Below are 20975 nucleotides of genomic sequence, written 5' to 3' on the forward strand. Positions count from 1 at the left end.
TCTCATGGCGGCCTCATTTTCTCATGGCGGCCTCATTTGTGCACGGTGGAGGGAACGCCCGCATTCGTCCCCTTGCCAATTTGTTGAACCATCGTCTTCTCCATTGAATCGGTCTAACCTAGAGTCACTCTACACTCCGTACCTAGGTACAGAATCAAGGGGCGTGTGATAGCGATGGAAATGAGTATCGGCAAATTGGCGGAAGCTGCCGGAGTGAACATCGAGACTATTCGCTATTACCAGCGACGCGGCTTGCTGGATGAGCCGCCAAAGCCGCTCGGTGGATATCGGTACTATCTACCGGAGCAGGTCAAGCGGCTGCGCTTTATTAAACGGGCACAGGCGCTGGGATTCACACTGGATGAGGTGGGTGCACTGCTGACACTGGATGCGGCCAGCGCTTGTAGCGAGACTCGGGCACTGGCCGTGCGAAAGCTGGCCATGATCGAGAAAAAGATGGCCGACCTTGCAGCAATGCAGCAGGTGCTAGGCGAGCTGGTGCAGCAATGCGATGCCGGCGGCGGAGCCGCTTGCCCTATCATCAATGCGCTGAACGGGGAGTGATGTTTGGTTGCGGGGCCGCATGCATAGGCGTCAGGCCGGCAATCCGTGCCGTTTTCATCACGGTTCAGCGGTGGTCAGGCTCGTACATTCATGGGCGCAAACCACCGTACACCGGGCTATTTGGCGAATTTTTTCGCCCCGGCGACGCAGAGGATCACGGCAACGGTGACACCCAGCATGCCGAGGCTGACATGCTCATTCAGCAGGGTGGCGGCCAGGGAAAGCCCGAAAAACGGCTGAAGCAGTTGCAATTGCCCAACGGCGGCGATGCCCCCTTGGGCCAGTCCGCGATACCAGAACACGAAACCGATCAGCATACTGAACAGTGAGACGTAAGCCAGGCTGAACCAGGCCGGCGTGCTGATGCCGGTGAACGAAGCCGGCATGCGCATCCAGCTCAGCGCCGCCACGACCGGCAGCGACAGCACCAGCGCCCAGGAAATCACCTGCCAGCCACCGAGCGTGCGCGACAGCTTCGCGCCTTCGGCATAACCCAGGCCGCAGGCGAGGATGGCCAGCAGCATCAGAATGTCGCCTTGCGGGGAAGCGGTCAGCCCTTGGGACAGGGCAAAGCCGACCACCAGCAGGCTGCCCAGCACCGAGAAAATCCAGAACGCCGCCCGTGGCCGCTCGCCGCCGCGCAAGACGCCGAACACTGCTGTCGCCAGGGGTAACAGGCCGACGAAGACGATGGAGTGCGCGGACGTCACGTATTGCAGCGCCAGCGCGGTCAACAGGGGAAAGCCGATGACCACGCCCAGGGCGACGATGATCAGCGGTATCAGTTGCTGGCGCGCCGGACGTTTTTCCTTGAATAACCCCAGCAGGCACAGCGCCAGGATCGCAGCGATGGTCGCGCGCGCGACCGTCAGGAACAGCGGATCGAACTCCAGCACCGCCACTCGTGTCGCCGGCAGCGAACCGCTGAAAATCACCACGCCGATCAGGCCGTTGACCCAGCCGCTGGTGCTGTTTTCCAGCGTCTGGTGTTGCAGGTTCGAGGTCCGTTCCATTTGGCTCACGCTCGTTGTCTGATTGCACGAAACTCATCGTATGAGCGACTATCGATACAATCAAAAAATTGTCATGGATACATCTCGACATGCCTCGATCCCGCTACAAAGCCCTGGTGGATGCCTTTGCCGCCGAAATCCGTTCCGGGCGTTTGCCGCCCGGCACGCGCCTGCCGACTCACCGGCAACTGGCCACCGAGCACGGTTTGGCACTGGTCACCGCCAGCCGGGTGTATGCCGAGCTGGAAGGCATGGGGCTGGTCAGCGGCGAAACCGGTCGCGGAACCTTTGTCAGGGAAACCTCGCTGCCGCCGGGGCAGGGCATCTCGCAGCACGTGGTGGCGGCGGGGATGATCGACCTGAATTTCAATTACCCGTCCTTGCCCGGTCAGGCCGACCTGCTTCGCACTGCCTTGCGTCAACTGGCGCTGTCCGGTGACCTGGAATCCCTCCTGCGCTATCAGCCCCACGCGGGACGCCTGCACGAGCGGGCCTCGGTCGCGCGCCATCTGCTTGACCGCGGGCTGCACGTGCCGGCCGAACAGGTGTTGATCGTCAGCGGCGCCCAGCATGGCCTGGCGGTGGCGATGATGACGCTTCTCAAACCCGGTGATGTGATCGCCGCCGATGCGCTGACCTATCCCGGTTTCAAGACGCTGGCCGAAACCCTGCATCTGGAAGTCTTGCCCATTCCGGTCATGCAAAGCGGGCCTGATCTGCCCGCCCTGGAAAAACTCTGCCGCAGCCGATCGGTGCGAGCCGTGTACTCGATGCCGACCTTGCATAACCCCTTGGGCTGGGTGATGGACACCGTGCAGCGCGAGCAACTGGTAGCGATCGCGCGTCGGCATGACCTGACGATCATCGAGGATGCGGCCTACGCGTTTCTGGCCGAAAACGTACCGCCACCGCTGGCCGAGATGGCGCCTGAGCGGACGGTGTACGTGTCGGGGCTGTCGAAAAATGTCGCCACCGGGCTGCGCGTTGGCTTCATTGCCGCACCCGCGCAATGGGTCGCCGCCTTCGAGCGCACCATCATGGCGACCACCTGGAACACCCCAGGCGTGATGACCGCCATCGCCACGGCCTGGCTCGACGATGGCACTGTCAGCCAACTGGAATCACAAAAACGCGCGGACGCCCAGGCCAGGCAGGCCCTGGCCCGCGAGGTGCTGGCGGGGCTCAGGACCATCAGTCACCCGAACTCCTACTTCATTTGGCTGCCGTTGGCGGATGACGCCCGGGCCGACCAGATCGCCATGGCGCTGATGCGCGAGCAGGTGTCGGTGTCGCCGGCCGAGCCCTTTGCGATTTCGGCTCATGTGCCGCACGCGATACGCCTGGCATTGGGCTCCGTGGACATGGACTCGCTGCGCATTGCATTGAGCAAAGTGAAAAGCGTCGTGGGTTACTTCTCATAGAGATACAGGGTCATAGCGATACAGGGCAGTTTTCTTCAATACGCGAGCCGCTCGGCTCTTTACCTTGAGGGCCTTGTTCAACTCGATGGAAGAAGGTGTGCAATGAGTCTGATGATGTCCATGGCGGCGTTTGCACTGGTCGCCTCGATCACACCGGGGCCGGTCAATATTGTGGCGTTGAGCTCCGGCGCCCGGTTCGGCTTCAGGGCCAGTCAGCGCCATGTGGCGGGGGCCACGCTGGGGTTTGTCTTGCTGCTGGTGCTGATGGGATTGGGCCTGCATGAGTTGTTGCAACAATGGCCGGCGCTGACGCAGGGGGTGCAATGGGCGGGCGTAGCCTTTCTGTTGTACATGGCCTTCAGGCTGGCGGCTGACAACGGGCAGGTGCAAACCAGGGAAGCGGCTCAGGCCCCGTCGATGCTGTATGGCGCCATCATGCAATGGCTCAACCCGAAGGCCTGGCTGGCCTGCGTGGCCGGCATGGGCGCGTTTGTCGCTGATGGCGAGGCGCGGCTGGTGTGGCAGTTCGCGGCGATTTATCTGGTGATCTGCTATGTGTCGGTCGGTTGCTGGGCTTATGCCGGGACGTTCTTGCGCGGTTTTCTGAATAACCCGGCGGGTATGCGCCTGTTCAATCGCGCCATGGCGTTGTTGCTGGTGGTGAGTGCGGTATATCTGTTGTTGCCTTAACGACAAGCCCCCTCACCCCCAGATTCAGCCAAAGCCACAGATCTGGCCAAAGCCTCGGATTCAACCGCGATACTGCCCCGGTGTCGCCGCCAGATGCTGTTTAAACGCCCGTTGAAAATGCGCCTGATCGGCGAATCCCGCTTCCAGTGCCACGTCCGCGATCAGCTTACCGCTGCGCAATTGATCCTGGGCGAACTGGATGCGCCGGTTTACCAGGAACGCGTGGGGCGTCATGCCGTAATGCTGTTTGAAGGCGCGGATCAGGTAGGACGGTGACAGTTGCGCCGCCTCGCAGATGTCTTCGAGCCTGAGGGTTTGCGTGCAGTGGTCGCGGATGTAATCGGCTGCGCGCTCCAGCTTGAAATTGGGTTCACGCAGCGGTGGGTCGATCGGGTTCAATCGCTGCTGCACATCAGTGAAAAACTCCACGGCCGCACTGTGTTTGCACAGGACATCCTGCCGCGGATCGACCAACATTTCATACAAGTCCGCGAGGCCGGTAAACAGGCTGGCGTCCCGCGTATGGGTCGCCGAAAAGCGGCGAAACACCGCGTCATCGCTGAACCCGAGCTGATGCTGCAAATCGGTCAGCCACGGCGTATCGACGTACAGCATCAGGTACGACCAGGGTTGGTCTTCGATCGGGTTGCAGGCGTGGACGTCACCGGGGTTCATCAGCACCACCGTGCCGACGCTGACCTCGAACGCCGACTGCTCATGCAGATAAGTACTGCGCCCGGCGGTGATCGCGCCGATGGAAAAGTGCTCGTGGGCGTGCCGGGTGTAGCAGACTTCGCGCCCGTCGGCGATGGAGCGGGCTTCGATGAAGGGCAGGGCGTCATCGCGCCAGAAGCGCGGGGCCTTGTTGGCGTTCTTGGCAACGGCGTGCTTCATGCTCACTCCTCGGCAGGTCAGCGCCCGAGTGTATTAGCTCTCGCCGTCAAAGGCGCGCTGCAATGCCGCAATATCGAGTTTTTTCATCTGCATCATCGCCTGCATGGCCCGTTGGGATTTTTTCGTGTCGGGGTCTTTGATCATGTCCATCATCGCCACGGGCACGATCTGCCACGACAGCCCGAACTTGTCCTTGAGCCAACCGCATTGCTGGGCCTCGGGCGCGCCACCGGCCGACAGGTTGCCCCAGTAATGGTCGACTTCTTCCTGGCTCAGGCAATTGACCTGAAACGACACCGCCTCACTGAACTTGAACAGCGGCCCGCCGTTGAGACCGGTGAAACTCTGCCCGTCGAGTTCGAAGCTGACGGTCATGATCGAACCTTCCGGCCGGCCATGGAACTCGAAACCGGCGTGGCCGTAGTAGGTGACGGCAGTGATTTTCGAATGGTCGAAGATCGAACAATAGAATTTCGCTGCCTCTTCGGCCTGATCGTCGAACCACAGGCAGGGCGTGAGTTTTTGTACGCGTTGCATGGTGCCAACTCCTCTGCAGGTTGCGCATGTCCCGGACTTTCAGCGTAGTCAGCCTCTGGTCGTTCGGCCGTACCGTAGATCGAGAAAATTGTCGCAGGGTTGCGATGGTGTAGTCGAAATGACTTTGTGTGGAGTCAAACAGACTATTTGTGTGGCGAGTCTTTATGACTCGTGTGAGCGCAAATACCTGGATCTGAAGGGGTAAAGAGCTGGCACGGGACTTGAACAGATAAACGTACAACTGAACGCCTTCAGGAGTACGCAAAATGTTCAACTTCTTCAGCAACCCTCAGAACGTTCTTCATCTGTCGAGCCGAGGCCCGGTCCGGGTGTTGGCATGATGCGCCGACTTGCCGTTGCACCGGTTTTCAGTCTGGGCTTTCGCCCGTTCTTTCTGGTCGGGGCCGGTTTCGCCGCCGTCGCCGTGGCGATCTGGGCCTTGTGGTTGTACGGCCGCTTGCCCGGTGCGCAACCGCCGGGCGGCATGCTCACCTGGCATCGACATGAAATGCCTTTCGGATTTGCCTCGGCCATCATTGCCGGGTTCCTGCTCACGGCGGTGCCCAACTGGACCGGCCGGCCGGGGCTCAAGGGCTGGCCGCTGATCGGTCTGGTGCTGGTGTGGCTGCTGGCGCGGCTGGCCTGGTGCCTGCCGATACCGGTGCCCTTGCTGCTGGCCTTGCAAGTCCCGTTTCTGCCATTGCTGGCGTGGGCGTTGGGGCGCGATCTGCTGGCTGCGGGTAAACGCGAGAATTATCCGATTCTGTTGATGGTGACGCTGCTGGCCGGGTGTCAGGCGCTCACGTTGATGGGGTTGGTCGTTGATGACGCCAGTCTGCAACGTCATGGCGTGCTGGCCGCCTTGTGGCTGGTGGGCGCGCTGATGAGCGTGATCGGCGGGCGGGTGATTCCCTTCTTTGTCCAGCGCGGCCTGAACCGGCCCGCAACGCCTGCGGCCCATCCGTTGCCGGGCAAGGTGTTGCTGATCAGCGCCATGTTGGCGGCGGTGTCCTTTGGCGCCGGATTGAACGACGTCCCCCGTGTGTGGCTGGCGCTGTTGTTTGCGTTGATCAGCGGTTTGCATCTGCTGCGATTGTGGCGCTGGCATGATCGTGGCCTGTGGCGCGTGCCGCTGCTGTGGTCGCTGTACCTGGCTTACGCCTGGCTCGCGGTGGCGACGCTGGCGATGGCGCTGTGGCACCTGGGCTGGATGCCGCAGCAAAGCCTGGCCACCCATTCGCTGGCCGTCGGCGGTATCGGCGGGTTGATCCTGGCGATGATTGCGCGGGTCAGCCTGGGGCATACCGGGCGTTTGTTGCAGCCGTCCAGGGCGATCGTTGCGGGGTTTGTCCTGTTGTTGCTGGCGGGTGCGTGTCGGGTATGGCTGGTGCCTTTTTCCGGGTATGGGTTGGCGCTGTCGGCGTTGCTGTGGTGTAGCGCTTTCGGTGTTTTTGTCTGGCGTTACACCGGTATTTTGTTGGGTCCGAGGCTCTAGCGAAGCCCCTCAGAGCCGTCCTTCGAGGCGGCTTTTTCATGACCGGTGGTCGATGCGCCTCAGCCTGCCGGCAAATTTGCGCTTAGCTGAAGGGATAGCCCGAGGCGCGCGCAGGTTGTACAAGGCCGCAGCGACGCCCCTTCAGATCACTGTGAGTCTGAGGAATTGCGCCATGCTCACCCTGAACATCAATGGCCAGGATCGGGAGCTGGATGTCCCCGCCGACATGCCGCTGCTCTGGGTCTTGCGCGATGTCGCCCACCTCACCGGCACCAAATTCGGCTGTGGCATAGCTCAATGCGGAGCCTGCACCGTGCATGTCGATGGCGCGCCGCTGCGCTCCTGCATCACACCGGCCACCGCTGTGGCCGATGGGCAAAAGATTCTCACCATCGAAGGCCTGTCTGCGGACGGTTCGCACCCGGTGCAACAGGCCTGGGCGGAACTTGACGTGGTCCAGTGTGGTTACTGCCAGTCCGGGCAGATCATGTCGGCGGCGGCGTTGCTGGCGAAGATTCCGAAGCCGACCGACAGCGACATCGATCAGGCACTGTCCGGCAACATCTGCCGTTGCGGCACTTACCCGCGGATTCGCGCGGCGGTCAAACGCGCCGCGGAGCTGGGATGAGGTGGCCATGAACAGCATCAACGCGTTATCGCGCCGTGGTTTTCTCATGGGCAGTGCGTTGCTGGGCGGTGGGCTGGTGGTAGCGTTTGTCATGCCCGGTGTCCGCCGTTTTGCCATGGGCGCGGAGAACCAGGGCAACGTGTTTGCGCCAAACGCCTTTCTGCGCATTGGCAATGACAACAGCGTCACCGTATTGCTGGGTCACTCGGAAATGGGCCAGGGCATCTGGACCGGCCTGACCATGCTGATCGCTGAAGAGCTGGACGCCGACTGGTCGAAAATCCGCGTCGAGCACTCCCCGGCATCGGCCGCCGATTACGGCATGCCCGGGTTTGGCGGGATGCAGATCACCGGTGGTTCGACCTCGACCTGGATGGAGTTCGACCGCTATCGCCTGGCCGGCGCGGCGGCGCGCTTGATGTTGATCGACGCGGCGGCCAAGCGTTTCAACGTCGCGCCGTCCGAGATTCATACCGAGTCGGGCGTGGTCATCGCCGGCGAACACCGTGCCACCTATGGCGAGTTGGCCGACGACGCCGGGCAGTTGCCACGGCCGGACCCGGCCTCGATCAAACTCAAGGACGCCAAAGACTGGCGGCTGATCGGCAAACCCACCAAGCGCCTGGACACACCGGAGAAAATCACCGGCCGGGCGAAATTCGGCATGGACGTGCAGTTCGACGGGCTGATGACGGCGATGGTCGCCCGTTCACCCACCTTCGGCGGTAGCGTCAAATCCTTCGAAGGCGCCGAAGCGCTGGCGATTCCCGGCGTACACAAAGTGGTGCAAGTGCCGACCGGCATCGCGGTGATTGCTGACCATTATTGGGCGGCGAAGCTGGGGCGCGATGCGCTGAAAATCGAGTGGAACCCGGGGCCGAACGCCGGGCTCAATAGCAAGGCGTTGCTGGAAAGCTTCCGCAAACTCGCCACTACCCCTGGAATGAATGCCGGTCAAGCGGGTGATACCCAGGCTGCGCTGGCGAAAGCGACCAAGACCATCGACGCTGAATACAGCGTGCCTTATCTGGCCCACGCGCCGATGGAGCCATTGAACTGCACCGTGAGCATCACCAAGGACAAGTGCGAAATCTGGACCGGCACCCAGTTCCAGACTCTGGACCAGATGGTTGCCGGGAAAATCACCGGGCTGAAACCAGAGCAGGTCGAGATCCATACCGAGTTTCTCGGTGGCGGCTTCGGGCGTCGGGCCAATCCGACCTCGGACTTCGTCAGCGAAGCGGTGTACGTCGCCAAGGCCGCTGGTGCACCGGTGAAAACCGTGTGGGCGCGGGAGGATGATATCCGCGGTGGCTATTACCGCTCGGCGTTCCTGCACCATGCGCGTATCGGGCTGGGTACCGACGGCCTGCCGCTGGCGTGGAAACATGTAATGGTCGGACAGTCGATCATGGTCGGGACTTCCCTTGAAGCGAGCATGGTCAAGGACGGGATCGACAAGACCTCCGTCGAAGGCGTGGCCGACAGCCCCTACTTCGAAGGACTGGCCAATCACCAGATCGAACTGCACTCACCGAAAACCGGGATCAGCGTGTTGTGGTTGCGTTCGGTGGGGCACACCCACACTGCGTTTGTCATGGAATCGCTGATCGATGAACTGGCCACGGCGGCCGGCAAGGATCCGGTGGAATATCGACGCACCTTGCTCAAGGACCATCCGCGCCACCTCGGTGTGCTGAACCTCGCAGTGGAGAAAGCCAACTGGAAGGCGCCGCTGCTGGACGGTCATGCGCTAGGTGTAGCGGTGCATGAGTCGTTCGGCAGCTATGTGGCGCAGGTGGCCGAGGTGTCCCAGGACAACCTCGCCATCCGTGTGCACCGGGTGGTGTGTGCGGTGGACTGCGGCATTGCGGTCAACCCGCAGAGCATCGCCGCGCAGATGGAGTCGTGCATTACCTTCGGCCTCAGCTTCGCCTTGCACAGCAAACTGACGCTCAAGGACGGGCGGGTGGTGCAGTCCAACTATCACGACTATCAGGTGCTGCGGCTCAACGAAATGCCGGTGGTCGAAGTGCATATCGTACCCAGCAGCGACAAACCCGGCGGTATCGGCGAAGCCGGTGTGCCACCCACGGCGCCGGCGGTGGCCAACGCGGTGTTTGCCCTGACCGGGCAGCGCCTGCGGGAGCTGCCGTTGCAGCTGTCGGGGGTGTGAGATGAAACGACATCATTGGGTGCTTGGGACGGTGATCCTGATCTGTCTCATCGCCTACGCATCGCACGTGTTCGCCGAAGACCGCGAGGCCTTGCAGGCGTTCGACACCGTGCAGAAAGTCTTCCAGAGCCCGCGTTGTCAGAACTGCCACATTCCCGGGGATTCGCCGCTGCAATTCGATGCCGGCGTGCCCCACGCGATGAATGTCGTGCGCGGCATGGACGGCAAGGGCGCGGCCGGGTTGCCCTGTGCAACGTGCCATGCCCAAAGCAACCCGCCGGCCAGCTACGGTCCGCACGCGCCACCCGGAGCGCCACACTGGAGCCTGCCACCGGCAGCACAGCGGATGGCCTGGATCGGCCTGCCGGCCGACCGGCTGTGCGCGATGATCAAGGATCGCTCCAGTAACGGCGACCGGGATTTTGCCGCGCTGATCAAACACGTCAGCGACGACAAGCTGGTGCTGTGGGGCTGGAATCCGGGCGGCAATCGCGCGCCGGTGCCGGTACCGCACGATATCTTCGTCACCCGGTTCAAGCGCTGGGCCGATGCAGGAGGGCCGTGTCCGGTGGCGGGTAGCTGACCAGCGGCACGCTAACAGGGAGTCAATGCGGGTAGGGGCGACTCTAATGTGCATACCCGCCAAGGAGTGAACGATGTTGATCTCAGGCAAAGCGGGCAAATCGGGCCGATCCGCAAACCCGTTGCTCACGCCACAGCAAGAACGTGAACGGCTGCGGGATCTGGTGCGCCAGGCAGAGCAAGAGCTGGCGGGCGTGCAAATGGCGAGCATGGACGAGCTGACGCTGTTATCCAATCGCCATGGCTTCACCGCGCTGGCCCGGCTCGGGCTGGGCGCCTGCCGGGAGCTGGGGACGCCGGCGACGCTGCTGTACTTCACCCTCGATGAATTCAAGCGCATGAGCTATCTGTATGGCCGGGCCAAAGGTGACGATGCGCTGAAAACGTTTGCCGATGTCCTGCGTATCGGTTTTCGTGAAAGCGATGTGGTCGGCCGGCTCGAAGGCGACCGGTTCGTGGCGTTGCTGACCGGTTCCAGCGTCGTGGAGATTGAGGCGATCAAGGCCCGGCTCAATGAGATTCTCGATGAGCGCAACGCCACGGCGCATCGCAGTTATGACATTCGGTTCAGTGTTACCCAGGTCGAATATGACCCCACTGTTCATGACTCAATCGAGGACCTGCTGGAGGAGGCCGAGCGTGTGATGAGCCGTTAGGGCTGTGTTGTATTGGCGGGCCTCATCGCGAGCAGGCTCGCTCCCACAGGTTTTGTGAACGCCACAAATCCACTGTGGGAGCGAGCCTGCTCGCGATGGCGTCCTCACAGACAACACCTATTTGGCAAACAACTGCCCAATGTCCTTGAACGCCTTGAACTCCAGCGCATTACCGCAAGGATCAAACAGAAACATCGTCGCCTGTTCACCTACCAACCCCTGAAAACGAATCCCCGGCTCGATCACGAAGCGAGTCCCCAGCGACTTCAACCGCTCGGCCAACGCCTCCCATTCCTCCATCCCCAATACCACACCAAAATGCGGCACCGGCACATCGTGACCATCCACAGAATTGGTGTGCGCGGCTTCTTGCGCAGGGTTTTTCGGTGCCAGGTGAATCACCAGTTGATGACCGAAGAAATTGAAATCCACCCAGTGATCGCTGGAACGACCTTCTTCCAGACCAAACACTGAACCATAGAAATGTCGGGCGGCCGGCAAGTCGTAGACTGGGATGGCAAGATGAAAAGGGGACATTTGCATCAGGCTAACCTCGTTGGTGGGTGTGGACGTGTTGAGTTTAGTCCTGTGTTTTTTGATTGAAAGACGATAATTTTTGCATCGAGCTCAAATTATTTCGATCAATCGAGGTCGCCATGCTGCGAGAACTGAAAACCTTTATCGCGGTGGCGCGTTACGGCACGTTCGCCGCCGCGGGTATGCACATCGGCCTGACACAATCGGCGGTCAGCGCGCAGATTCGTAACCTGGAACGCGCCTTGGGCATCCGTCTGTTCGACCGCACCGGTCGCCAGGCACTGCTCAATGCGGCGGGGCAGCGTGCGTTGCCGATGGCCAGGGAAATGCTCGAAACCTTCAGCCGCATGGCCGTCAGTGACGATGTCAGCGAGTACCGAGGCGAACTGAAAATCGGCGCGGTGGCCACCGCCCAGACCGGGCTGCTACCCCAGGCGCTGTTGCGCTTGCGCCAACAGGCTCCCTTGCTGGAGCCCAAGCTGGTGCCTGGTGTGTCGCTGAATCTGTTGAGCCAGGTGGACACGGGAGAAGTGGACCTGGCGATCCTGATCAAGCCGCCGTTTGAGTTGCCCAAGGAATTGTCCGCGCAGGTGATTCGCCGGGAGCCGTTCGTGCTGATCGTACCGGCGGACCTGGACGGCGATGATCCGTTACAACTGCTCGCCGAACACCCGCATGTGCGCTACGACCGCAATTCGTTTGGCGGGCGGCTGGTGACGCGGTTTCTGCGCGAACAGAAGATTGAGGTGCAGGTGGCGCTGGAGCTGGATGAACTGGAGGCCATCGTGAAAATGGTCGAATGTGGGTTGGGGGTTTCGCTGCTGCCGGAGGCGGGACTTTGGCTGGAGCATGGGGCGAAGGTCAGGGTGATCCGCTTGGGCGAGCTGACCTTCTATCGAGAGATCGTCCTGTTGCAGCGCTACAGCCAACGTAATCAACCGATTCAGCGGTTATTTGCCAACTGTCTGACTCAACACTGACCCTGTGGGAGCGAGCTTGCTCCGGGCGGCGTTCCGACGATGAGGCAATCACATTCACCATCTCTTCTGGCTGATAGATCGCTATCGCGAGCAAGCTCGCTCCCACAGGGTCTTGCGCTGACTTCAAGAAATCGCAGGCATAAAAAACCCGCCAGCGGAGGCGGGTTTTTTTGGCTGGCCGAAGATTACTCTTCGAGGCTGCCCATGGCCGTGGTGTTGAAGCCACCGTCCACGTACATGATTTCACCGCTGATGCCGGACGCCAGGTCCGAGCACAGGAAGGCGCCGGCGTTGCCGACTTCTTCGATGGTGACGTTGCGGCGCAGCGGGGTTTGCGCTTCGTTGGCGGCCAGCATCTTGCGGAAGTTCTTGATGCCGGAAGCGGCGAGGGTGCGGATCGGGCCAGCCGATACACAGTTGACGCGAGTACCGTCCGGGCCCAGGGAGCCGGCCAGGTAACGTACGCCAGCTTCCAGGGAAGCCTTGGCCATGCCCATCACGTTGTAGTTGGGCATGGTGCGCTCGGCGCCCAGGTACGACAGGGTCAGCAGGCTGCCGTTGCGGCCTTTCATCATTTCGCGGCCAGCCTTGGCCAGGGCCACGAAGCTGTAGGCGCTGATGTCGTGAGCGATGCGGAAACCTTCACGGGTGGTGGCTTCGGTGAAGTCGCCGTCCAGTTGGTCGCCCGGGGCGAAGCCGACGGAGTGCACGATGCAGTCCAGGCCGTCCCACTTCTTGCTCAGTGCTTCGAAGACCTTGGCGATTTCTTCATCGCTGGCCACGTCGCACGGGAAGCACAGCTCAGGGCTCGAACCCCAGCCTTGTGCGAACTCTTCGACACGACCCTTGAGTTTGTCGTTCTGATAAGTGAAGGCAAGCTCAGCGCCCTCGCGATGCATGGCGGCAGCGATGCCGGATGCGATGGACAGCTTGCTGGCGACACCGACGATCAGGACGCGCTTACCGGCGAGAAAACCCATGTGTTGCTCCTCTTTTCAGGTTATTGCGCAGTGGCCGGAGCCAGAAAAGCGGCTTCCAGCAACTGCTGTGTATACGGATGTCGGGGGGCGGCAAAAATGCTTTGCGCGTCTCCCTGTTCGACCACTTGGCCATGCTTGACCACCATCAACTGGTGGCTCAGCGCTTTCACCACAGCCAGGTCATGGCTGATAAACAGATACGTCAGGTTGTACTTGGTTTGCAGTGAACGTAAAAGCTCCACTACCTGGCGTTGTACCGTGCGGTCGAGGGCCGAAGTCGGCTCGTCCAGCAGAATCAACGCCGGTTTTAACACCAATGCCCGGGCAATGGCGATTCTCTGCCGTTGCCCACCGGAAAATTCGTGGGGGTAGCGGTGCCGGGTTTCCGGATCCAGGCCTACCTCCTTGAGTACTGCAATGATCGCTTGTTCCTGTTCCGCCGCGGTGCCCATCTTGTGGATCCGCAGGCCTTCGCCAACGATGTCATTCACGCACATCCGTGGGCTCAGGCTGCCGTACGGGTCCTGAAACACCACTTGCATCTCCCGCCGCAGCGGCCGGACCTGTTGCTGCGTCAGGCAGTCCAGCGGCTGGCCTTCAAAGCGAATGGCGCCTTTGCTGGCGATCAGCCGCAAAATCGCCAGACCCAGGGTCGATTTTCCGGAACCGCTTTCACCCACAATCCCCAAGGTCTGGCCCTGGGGCAGGCTGAAATTGATGCCGTCGACCGCCTTCACATAATCGACCGTGCGCTTGAGCAAGCCTTTCTTGATCGGAAACCAGACTTTCAGGTCCTCGACCGCCAGCAAGGGCGGGCCGATCACGTTGCTTGCAGGCTTGCCGCCGGGCTCCGCTGCCAGCAGTTCCCGAGTGTACGGATGCTGCGGCGCGCGGAACAGCTCTTCGCACGATGCCTGTTCGACGATGCAACCTTGCTGCATGACACATACGCGGTGCGCAATTCTTCGCACAAGGTTCAAATCGTGGCTGATCAGCAGCAGCGCCATGCCCAATCGGGCCTGCAGTTCCTTGAGCAATTCGAGGATTTTCAGCTGGACGGTCACGTCCAGCGCGGTGGTCGGCTCATCGGCGATCAGCAGTTCCGGCTCGTTGGCCAGGGCCATGGCGATCATCACCCGCTGACGCTGGCCGCCGGACAGCTCGTGGGGCAGGGCCTTGAGGCGCTTGTGCGGCTCGGGAATGCCGACCATCTCCAGCAGCTCCAGCGTGCGTTTGGTCGCGACTTTGCCAGTCAGGCCTTTGTGGATGCGCAGCACCTCGTTGATCTGCTTTTCGATCGAGTGCAGCGGATTGAGCGAGGTCATCGGCTCCTGGAAGATCATTGCAATGCGGTTGCCGCGAATGTGGCGGATGGTTTTTTCTTTCAGGTCCAGCAGATTCTGCCCGGAATATACGATGGTGCCGGACGGATGCCGGGCGAGCGGGTAGGGCAGCAGGCGCAGGATCGAGTGTGCGGTTACCGATTTGCCGGAGCCGCTCTCGCCGACCAAAGCCAGGGTTTCACCGCGCTTGATGTCGAAGCTGACGCCTTCGACCGCCCGCTGGCAGCGATTGCCGACGACAAAGTCGACGGCCAGGTCGCGCACTTCGATCAGATTGTTCTGATTCATTTCACTTCCTCGGGTCGAAGGCATCGCGAGCTGACTCGCCGATGAACACCAGCAAACTCAACATCAAGGCCAGCACCGCAAAGGCGCTGATGCCCAGCCAGGGCGCCTGCAGGTTGGATTTGCCCTGCGCTACCAGTTCACCCAGGGACGGGCTGCCCGCCGGCAGGCCGAAACCGAGGAAGTCCAGGGCGGTCAATGTGCCGATGGCGCCGGTGAGGATGAACGGCATGAAGGTCATGGTCGAGACCATCGCGTTGGGCAAAATGTGGCGGAACATGATCGCACCGTTCTGCATGCCCAGGGCGCGGGCGGCGCGTACGTATTCCAGGTTACGCCCGCGCAGGAATTCGGCGCGTACCACGTCCACCAGGCTCATCCACGAGAACAGCAGCATGATCCCCAGTAGCCACCAGAAATTGGGTTGCACGAAACTGGCGAGGATGATCAGCAGGTACAACACCGGCAGCCCGGACCAGATCTCCAGGAAGCGCTGCCCGGCCAGATCCACCCAGCCACCGTAGAAACCCTGCAAGGCCCCGGCGATCACGCCGATGATCGAGCTGAGCACGGTCAGGGTCAGGGCGAACAGCACCGATATGCGGAACCCGTAGATCACCCGGGCCAGCACATCGCGGCCCTGATCGTCGGTGCCCAGCAGGTTGTCCGTCGAGGGCGGGGCCGGGGCCGGGACTTTCAGGTCGTAGTTGATGCTCTGGTAACTGTAGGGAATCGGCGCCCACAGCACCCAGGCGTCCTTGGCCTTGAGCAGTTCGCGGATGTACGGGCTCTTGTAGTTTGCCTCCAGCGGAAATTCGCCGCCGAAGGTGGTTTCCGGGTAACGCTTGAGCGCCGGGAAGTACCAGTTGTTGTCGTAATGCACCGCCAGCGGCTTGTCGTTGGCGATCAGCTCGGCGCCCAGGCTTGCGCCAAACAGGATCAGGAACAGCCACAGCGACCACCAGCCACGCCTGTTGGCCTTGAACAGTTCGAAGCGTCGGCGATTGAGAGGGGACAGGTTCATCTCAATGCTCCCGGCTTTCGAAGTCGATGCGCGGATCGACAAAGGTGTAGGTCAGGTCGCCGATCAGTTTCACCACCAGCCCCAGCAAAGTGAAGATGAACAGCGTGCCGAACACCACCGGGTAATCGCGGTTGATCGCCGCTTCGAAACTCATCAGGCCGAGGCCGTCGAGGGAGAAGATCACCTCCACCAGCAACGAGCCGGTGAAGAAGATGCCGATGAGGGCCGAGGGGAAACCGGCGATCACCAGCAGCATGGCGTTGCGGAACACGTGGCCGTAAAGCACGCGATGGTTGGTCAGGCCCTTGGCCCTGGCGGTGATCACGTACTGCTTGTTGATTTCGTCGAGGAAGCTGTTTTTGGTGAGCAGGGTCATGGTCGCGAAGTTGCCGATCACCAGTGCGGTCACCGGCAGCGCCAGGTGCCAGAAGTAGTCGAGGATCTTGCCGCCCATGCTCAGTTCATCGAAGTTGTTCGAGGTCAGTCCGCGCAACGGGAACCAGTCCAGGTAACTGCCACCGGCGAACACCACGATCAACAGGATGGCGAACAGGAATGCCGGGATCGCGTAGCCGACGATGATCGCCGAACTGGTCCAGACGTCGAAGTGACTGCCGTGCCGCTTGGCCTTGGCGATCCCCAGCGGGATCGACACCAGGTACATGATCAGCGTGCTCCACAGCCCAAGGGAGATCGAGACCGGCATCTTTTCCTTGATCAGGTCGATGACCTTGGCGTCGCGGAAGAAGCTGTCGCCGAAATCCAGGGACGCATAGTTCTTGACCATGATCCACAAGCGTTCCGGCGCCGATTTGTCGAAGCCGTACATGTGCTCGATTTCCTTGATCAGCGCCGGGTCCAGGCCTTGGGCACCGCGATAGGCCGAGCCTGCCACCGAAACTTCGGCACCGCCGCCGGCGATGCGGCTGGTGGCGCCTTCGAAGCCTTCGAGCTTGGCGATCATCTGCTCCACCGGCCCGCCCGGGGCGGCCTGGATGATCACGAAGTTGATCAGCAAGATGCCGAACAGGGTCGGAATGATCAGCAGCAGTCGCCGAAAAATATACGCCAGCATCTGATTACTCCGTGCCTGCAGGAGCGGCCTGCAGTGTGGTTTCGACTTCCAGCGCCGGCTTGATGTCGGGCTTGACCCACCAGGTGGCCGTGCCGATGTCGTATTTAGGCGAGACCTTTGGATGGCCGATGTGGTTCCAGTACGCCACGCGCCAGGTCTTGATGTGCCAGTTGGGTATTACGTAATAGCCCCATTGCAGAACGCGGTCCAGCGCGCGAGCGTGGGCCACGAGGCTGTTGCGCGAATCGGCGTTGATCAGTTGCTCGACCAGTTGGTCGACCACCGGATCTTTCAGGCCCATGGAATTGCGGCTGCCGGGCTTGTCGGCGGCGTCCGACATCCAGAATTCCCGTTGTTCGTTACCCGGCGAATTGGACTGCGGGAAGCTGCCGACGATCATGTCGAAGTCCCGGGAGCGCACGCGGTTGATGTATTGCGAGACGTCGACCCGGCGGATCACCAGATCGATGCCCAGGTCACTGAGATTGCGCTTGAATGGCAACAGTACCCGTTCGAATTCGGTCTGGGCCAACAGGAATTCGATGACCACCGGTTTGCCGGTGGCATCGACCATTTTGTCATCGACGATGCGCCAGCCGGCCTCCTGCAGCAGTTGATAGGCTTGCCGTTGCTGGGCGCGGATCATGCCGCTGCCGTCGGTGGTCGGGTTCTGGAACGCTTCGCTGAACACTTGCGGCGGCAGTTTGCTGCGCAAAGGCTCGAGGATCGCCACCTGTTCGGCATCAGGCAGGCCGGTAGCGGCCATTTCCGAGTTCTCGAAGTAACTGCGGGTACGCACATAGGCACCGTTGAACAGTTGCTTGTTGGTCCATTCGAAGTCCAGCAACAGCGACAAGGCCTGGCGCACGCGCACATCCTGGAACACCGGGCGGCGAAGGTTGAAGACGAAACCTTGCATGCCGGTCGGATTGCCGTTGGGAATCTGCTCCTTGACCAGTCGACCTTCGGTGACCGCCGGAGTGTTGTAGGCGTTGGCCCAGTTTTTCGCGGTCATTTCCAGCCAGTAGTCGAACTGCCCGGCCTTGAGCGCTTCCAGGGCCACGGTGTTGTCGCGGTAGTAATCAGTGGTCATCACGTCGAAGTTGTAGAAACCGCGATTGACCGGCAGATCCTTGCCCCAGTAGTCCTTGACCCGCTCGTAACGCACCGAGCGTCCGGCCTTCACTTCGCTGACCTTGTACGGACCGCTGCCCAGCGGGATTTCCAGGTTGCCCTTGTTGAAATCGCGGTCGGCCCACCAATGCTTGGGCAGCACCGGCAACTGGCCGAGGATCAGCGGCAGTTCGCGATTGTTGGTGTGCTTGAACTTGAACAGCACGGTCAGCGGGTCTTCGGCGACCACTTCGGCCACGTCGTTGTAGTAGCCGCGGTACATCGGCGCGCCGTCCTTGGTCAGCATCTGGAAGCTGAACACCACGTCCTCGGCGCGTACCGGATGGCCGTCATGGAAGCGTGCTTCCGGACGCAGGTAGAAGCGCACCCAGCCGTTGTCCGGGGCTTTCTCGATCAGGCGGGCGATCAGGCCGTACTCGGTGAACGGTTCGTCCAGCCCTTGCTTGGCCAGGGTGTCATAGATCATGCCGATATCGTCCGCCGGCACGCCTTTGCTGATGAACGGGTTGAGGCTGTCGAAACCGCCGAAACCGGCCTGACGGAAAATCCCGCCCTTGGGCGCGTCGGGATTGACGTAATCGAAGTGTTTGAAGTCGGCCGGGTATTTTGGCGGCTCGTTGTACAGGGTCACGGCATGTTGCGGGGCGGCGCAGGCCAGTCCGGCGAACAACAGGCCGCTGGCCTGCAGGAGCAGGGTGCGGATGGGTTTCATTGATCTTTCTCCGAAGATTTCAGCCACCACGCGTTAAGGCCCAGGGTATAGGGCGGCGTGGTGACGAAGGCGAGCCGGTTGCGGTACGCCAGGCGGTGATAATTGAGGTACCAGTTGGGAACGATGTAGTGCTGCCACAACAGCACGCGGTCAAGGGCCTTGCCGGCGGCGACTTGCTCATCGCGGGTCCGGGCGGCCAGTAACTGCTCGAGTAGATGGTCGACCACCGGGTTGGCAATGCCTGCGTAATTTTTGCTGCCCTTGACCCCGGCCTGGCTGGAGTGAAAGTACTGCCACTGTTCCAGGCCCGGGCTGAGGGTCTGGTTGAGGGTCATCAGAATCATGTCGAAATCGAACTGGTCCAGGCGCTGCTTGTATTGCGCGCGGTCGACGGTGCGCAACTGCGCATCGATGCCGATGCTGGCCAGGTTCTCGACGTAAGGCTGGAGGATGCGTTCCAGATTCGGGTTGACCAGCAGCAACTCCAGCCGCAAGGGTTGCCCGGTGGCGTTTTGCATACGCTGGCCATTGAGCTTCCAGCCGGCTTCGGCGAGCAGGCCAAGGGCTTTGCGCAAGGTCTCCCGGGGGATGCCGTGCCCGTCGGTCTGCGGCAGGTTGAACGGCTCGGTAAAGAGCCTGGCTGGCAGCTGTTCACGATAGGGCTTGAGCAACAGCCATTCATGTCCGACCGGCAAACCGCTGGCCGAGAACTCGCTGTTGGGGTAGTAGCTCATGGCGCGATGGTAGGCGCCGCTGAACAGGGTGCGGTTGGTCCATTCAAAGTTGAACATCAGCCCCAGCGCTTCACGGACCTTGGCGTCCGAGAATGCCGGGCGACGGCTGTTCATGAACAGGCCCTGGGTTTGGGTCGGGATCTGGTGGGAAATCTGCGCCTTGATCACCTCGCCGCGGCGTATGGCCGGGAAGTTGTAGCCGGTGTCCCAGTTCTTCGCCTGATGCTCGATATAGATGTCGAACTCACCGGCCTTGAACGCCTCGAACGCCACGTCGCTGTCGCGGTAGAACTCGACTTCCATGCGGTCGAAGTTGTACTTGCCGCGATTGACCGGCAGGTCCTTGCCCCAGTAATCCTTGACCCGTTCGAAGACGATCTGCCGTCCTGGCGTGACAGAAGTGATGCGATACGGCCCGCTGCCCAGCGGCGGTTCGAAGGTGGTGGCCTTGAAGTCGCGGCCTTTCCAGTAGTGCTGCGCCAGCACCGGCATTTCGCCCAGGCGCAGGATCAGCAGCGGATTGCCAGCGCGCTTGAACACGAAACGGATGCGCTGCGGGTTGAGGATGTCGACCCGCGACACTTCCTGAAGGCTGGTGCGGTACAGCGGATGGCCTTCCTTGAGCAACACGCGATAGGAGAACGCGACGTCGTAGGCGGTGATCGGCGTACCGTCATGGAAGCGTGCTTCGGGGCGCAGGTTGAACACCACCCAGCTGCGGTCCTCGTTGTACTCCACGGACTGGGCAATCAGGCCATAGCTGGATGCGGGCTCATCACCCGAGGGTGCGTACTGCCCGGTGCCGATCATCAGTGGCTCGTTGAGCTCGTTGATGCCGTATTGCAGGAAGTTCGGTGTGGTGACCGGGCTGGTGCCCTTGAAGGTGTAGGGGTTGAGCGTATCGAAGGTGCCAAACGCCATGACCCGCAACGTACCGCCCTTGGGCGCTTGCGGGTTGACCCAGTCGAAGTGGGTAAATCGGGCCGGGTACTTGAGCGTGCCGAACTGCGCATAACCATGGCTTTCGCTGATCGTAGCGCTTGCGGTGGAGCTCAAGGCCAGGCTGATCAGGAACAGGGGCAGGGAACGCTTCAAATAGGAGATCCGATCCAGGCGGCTTGGGCTATGTGGACCGTACAGTAACAGCTTGTATGGACAGGAAAAAGACGGGGGGTAAATGCGAATTATTGGTCGGGCCACAATCCTGTGGGAGCGAGCTTGCTCGCGATGAGGGCTTATCAGTTTGCATTGATGTCAACTGACTCGCCGTCATCGCGAGCAAGCTCGCTCCCACAGGTTTTTGCACTCGCCACAAAAACTGCGCAGGCATAAAAAGCCCCTGAATTCAGGGGCTGTTGTTTAGTGCGGGTTGGCCACGGTCAACATTTGGCCAGGCTTCAGCGCCTGGCCGACACGCGGGTTCCAGCGCTTGAGGTGCTGCATCTCTACGTTGAAGCGCTTGGCCACGATGTACAGCGAGTCGCCTTGCTGGACCTTGTACGTGGTCTGCTGTTT

The 20975-nt window shown here is 61.2% G+C and carries 20 protein-coding genes; 9 read left to right on the forward strand and 11 right to left on the reverse strand.

What is annotated here, in order from left to right; translation table 11 throughout:
• The first annotated feature begins 168 nt into the window (after positions 1–168).
• Complete coding sequence (gene merR / locus AC1DRN_RS27975; RefSeq protein WP_223461973.1) at positions 169–564, forward strand: Hg(II)-responsive transcriptional regulator; 396 nt, start codon at positions 169–171, stop codon at positions 562–564.
• 116 nt (positions 565–680) lie between these two features.
• On the opposite strand, the gene AC1DRN_RS27980 is transcribed toward merR, so the two are convergent.
• On the reverse strand, positions 681–1577 hold the full coding sequence (locus AC1DRN_RS27980; protein WP_457266179.1) for a DMT family transporter: 897 nt from the start codon (positions 1575–1577) through the stop codon (positions 681–683).
• A gap of 89 nt (positions 1578–1666) precedes the next feature.
• On the opposite strand from AC1DRN_RS27980, the gene AC1DRN_RS27985 reads away from it, so the two are divergent.
• Positions 1667–2998 (forward strand): aminotransferase-like domain-containing protein, encoded by a 1332-nt coding sequence (locus AC1DRN_RS27985; protein ID WP_457266178.1) that lies wholly within the window; start codon positions 1667–1669, stop codon positions 2996–2998.
• A gap of 102 nt (positions 2999–3100) precedes the next feature.
• Complete coding sequence (locus tag AC1DRN_RS27990) at positions 3101–3688, forward strand: LysE family translocator (RefSeq protein ID WP_223461840.1); 588 nt, start codon at positions 3101–3103, stop codon at positions 3686–3688.
• Positions 3689–3748: 60 nt separating this feature from the next.
• On the opposite strand, the gene AC1DRN_RS27995 is transcribed toward AC1DRN_RS27990, so the two are convergent.
• Together AC1DRN_RS27995 and AC1DRN_RS28000 are read right to left on the reverse strand one after the other, a co-directional pair.
• Complete coding sequence (locus AC1DRN_RS27995; RefSeq protein WP_223461838.1) at positions 3749–4582, reverse strand: AraC family transcriptional regulator; 834 nt, start codon at positions 4580–4582, stop codon at positions 3749–3751.
• Between the two features lie 33 nt (positions 4583–4615).
• Positions 4616–5119: a VOC family protein gene (locus AC1DRN_RS28000; protein WP_457266177.1), complete on the reverse strand. Its 504-nt coding sequence runs from the start codon at positions 5117–5119 to the stop codon at positions 4616–4618.
• 340 nt (positions 5120–5459) lie between these two features.
• Here AC1DRN_RS28000 and AC1DRN_RS28005 point away from each other — a divergent pair, with 340 nt between their 5' ends.
• The 5 genes from AC1DRN_RS28005 (at position 5460) to AC1DRN_RS28025 (ending at position 10656) form a co-directional block, all read left to right on the forward strand.
• On the forward strand, positions 5460–6614 hold the full coding sequence (locus tag AC1DRN_RS28005; RefSeq protein WP_457266191.1) for an NnrS family protein: 1155 nt from the start codon (positions 5460–5462) through the stop codon (positions 6612–6614).
• Between the two features lie 172 nt (positions 6615–6786).
• On the forward strand, positions 6787–7242 hold the full coding sequence (locus tag AC1DRN_RS28010; protein WP_457266176.1) for a (2Fe-2S)-binding protein: 456 nt from the start codon (positions 6787–6789) through the stop codon (positions 7240–7242).
• A gap of 7 nt (positions 7243–7249) precedes the next feature.
• Positions 7250–9418 carry a xanthine dehydrogenase family protein molybdopterin-binding subunit gene (locus AC1DRN_RS28015; protein ID WP_457266175.1) on the forward strand — a complete coding sequence of 723 codons (2169 nt, stop codon included), beginning with the start codon at positions 7250–7252 and terminating at the stop codon, positions 9416–9418.
• A 1-nt stretch (position 9419) separates the two neighbouring features.
• The gene (locus AC1DRN_RS28020; protein WP_223461830.1) at positions 9420–10001 is read left to right on the forward strand and encodes a hypothetical protein; all 582 of its coding nucleotides are present in this window, start codon (positions 9420–9422) and stop codon (positions 9999–10001) included.
• A gap of 73 nt (positions 10002–10074) precedes the next feature.
• Positions 10075–10656 carry a GGDEF domain-containing protein gene (locus AC1DRN_RS28025; protein WP_457266174.1) on the forward strand — a complete coding sequence of 194 codons (582 nt, stop codon included), beginning with the start codon at positions 10075–10077 and terminating at the stop codon, positions 10654–10656.
• 117 nt (positions 10657–10773) lie between these two features.
• Here the strand turns inward: AC1DRN_RS28025 and AC1DRN_RS28030 are convergent, their stop codons facing one another.
• A complete protein-coding gene (locus tag AC1DRN_RS28030; RefSeq protein WP_223461826.1) occupies positions 10774–11199 on the reverse strand; it encodes a VOC family protein in 426 nt (141 codons plus the stop codon).
• 113 nt (positions 11200–11312) lie between these two features.
• Between AC1DRN_RS28030 and AC1DRN_RS28035 the strand changes: the two genes are divergently transcribed.
• Positions 11313–12173, forward strand: a complete 861-nt coding sequence (locus AC1DRN_RS28035; protein WP_223461824.1) for a LysR family transcriptional regulator — start codon at positions 11313–11315, stop codon at positions 12171–12173.
• Between the two features lie 185 nt (positions 12174–12358).
• Here AC1DRN_RS28035 and fabI read toward each other — a convergent pair whose 3' ends face one another.
• The 7 genes from fabI to AC1DRN_RS28070 all read right to left on the reverse strand — a co-directional run.
• Positions 12359–13153 carry an enoyl-ACP reductase FabI gene (gene fabI / locus AC1DRN_RS28040; protein ID WP_150754704.1) on the reverse strand — a complete coding sequence of 265 codons (795 nt, stop codon included), beginning with the start codon at positions 13151–13153 and terminating at the stop codon, positions 12359–12361.
• A 20-nt stretch (positions 13154–13173) separates the two neighbouring features.
• Positions 13174–14784: an ABC transporter ATP-binding protein gene (locus tag AC1DRN_RS28045; protein WP_457266173.1), complete on the reverse strand. Its 1611-nt coding sequence runs from the start codon at positions 14782–14784 to the stop codon at positions 13174–13176.
• 1 nt (position 14785) lies between these two features.
• Complete coding sequence (locus AC1DRN_RS28050; RefSeq protein ID WP_223461820.1) at positions 14786–15805, reverse strand: ABC transporter permease; 1020 nt, start codon at positions 15803–15805, stop codon at positions 14786–14788.
• Position 15806: 1 nt separating this feature from the next.
• The gene (locus tag AC1DRN_RS28055) at positions 15807–16880 is read right to left on the reverse strand and encodes a microcin C ABC transporter permease YejB (RefSeq protein ID WP_008051869.1); all 1074 of its coding nucleotides are present in this window, start codon (positions 16878–16880) and stop codon (positions 15807–15809) included.
• A gap of 4 nt (positions 16881–16884) precedes the next feature.
• Positions 16885–18726 carry an extracellular solute-binding protein gene (locus tag AC1DRN_RS28060; protein ID WP_223461818.1) on the reverse strand — a complete coding sequence of 614 codons (1842 nt, stop codon included), beginning with the start codon at positions 18724–18726 and terminating at the stop codon, positions 16885–16887.
• Positions 18723–20543, reverse strand: a complete 1821-nt coding sequence (locus AC1DRN_RS28065) for an extracellular solute-binding protein (RefSeq protein ID WP_411740708.1) — start codon at positions 20541–20543, stop codon at positions 18723–18725. The genes AC1DRN_RS28060 and AC1DRN_RS28065 overlap by 4 nt, the downstream gene beginning before the upstream one ends.
• Positions 20544–20819: 276 nt before the next feature.
• A partial coding sequence (locus AC1DRN_RS28070; RefSeq protein WP_477786864.1) for a LysM peptidoglycan-binding domain-containing protein occupies positions 20820–20975 on the reverse strand: 156 nt, incomplete at its 5' end.

The organism is Pseudomonas sp. P5_B3 (assembly GCF_056400405.1).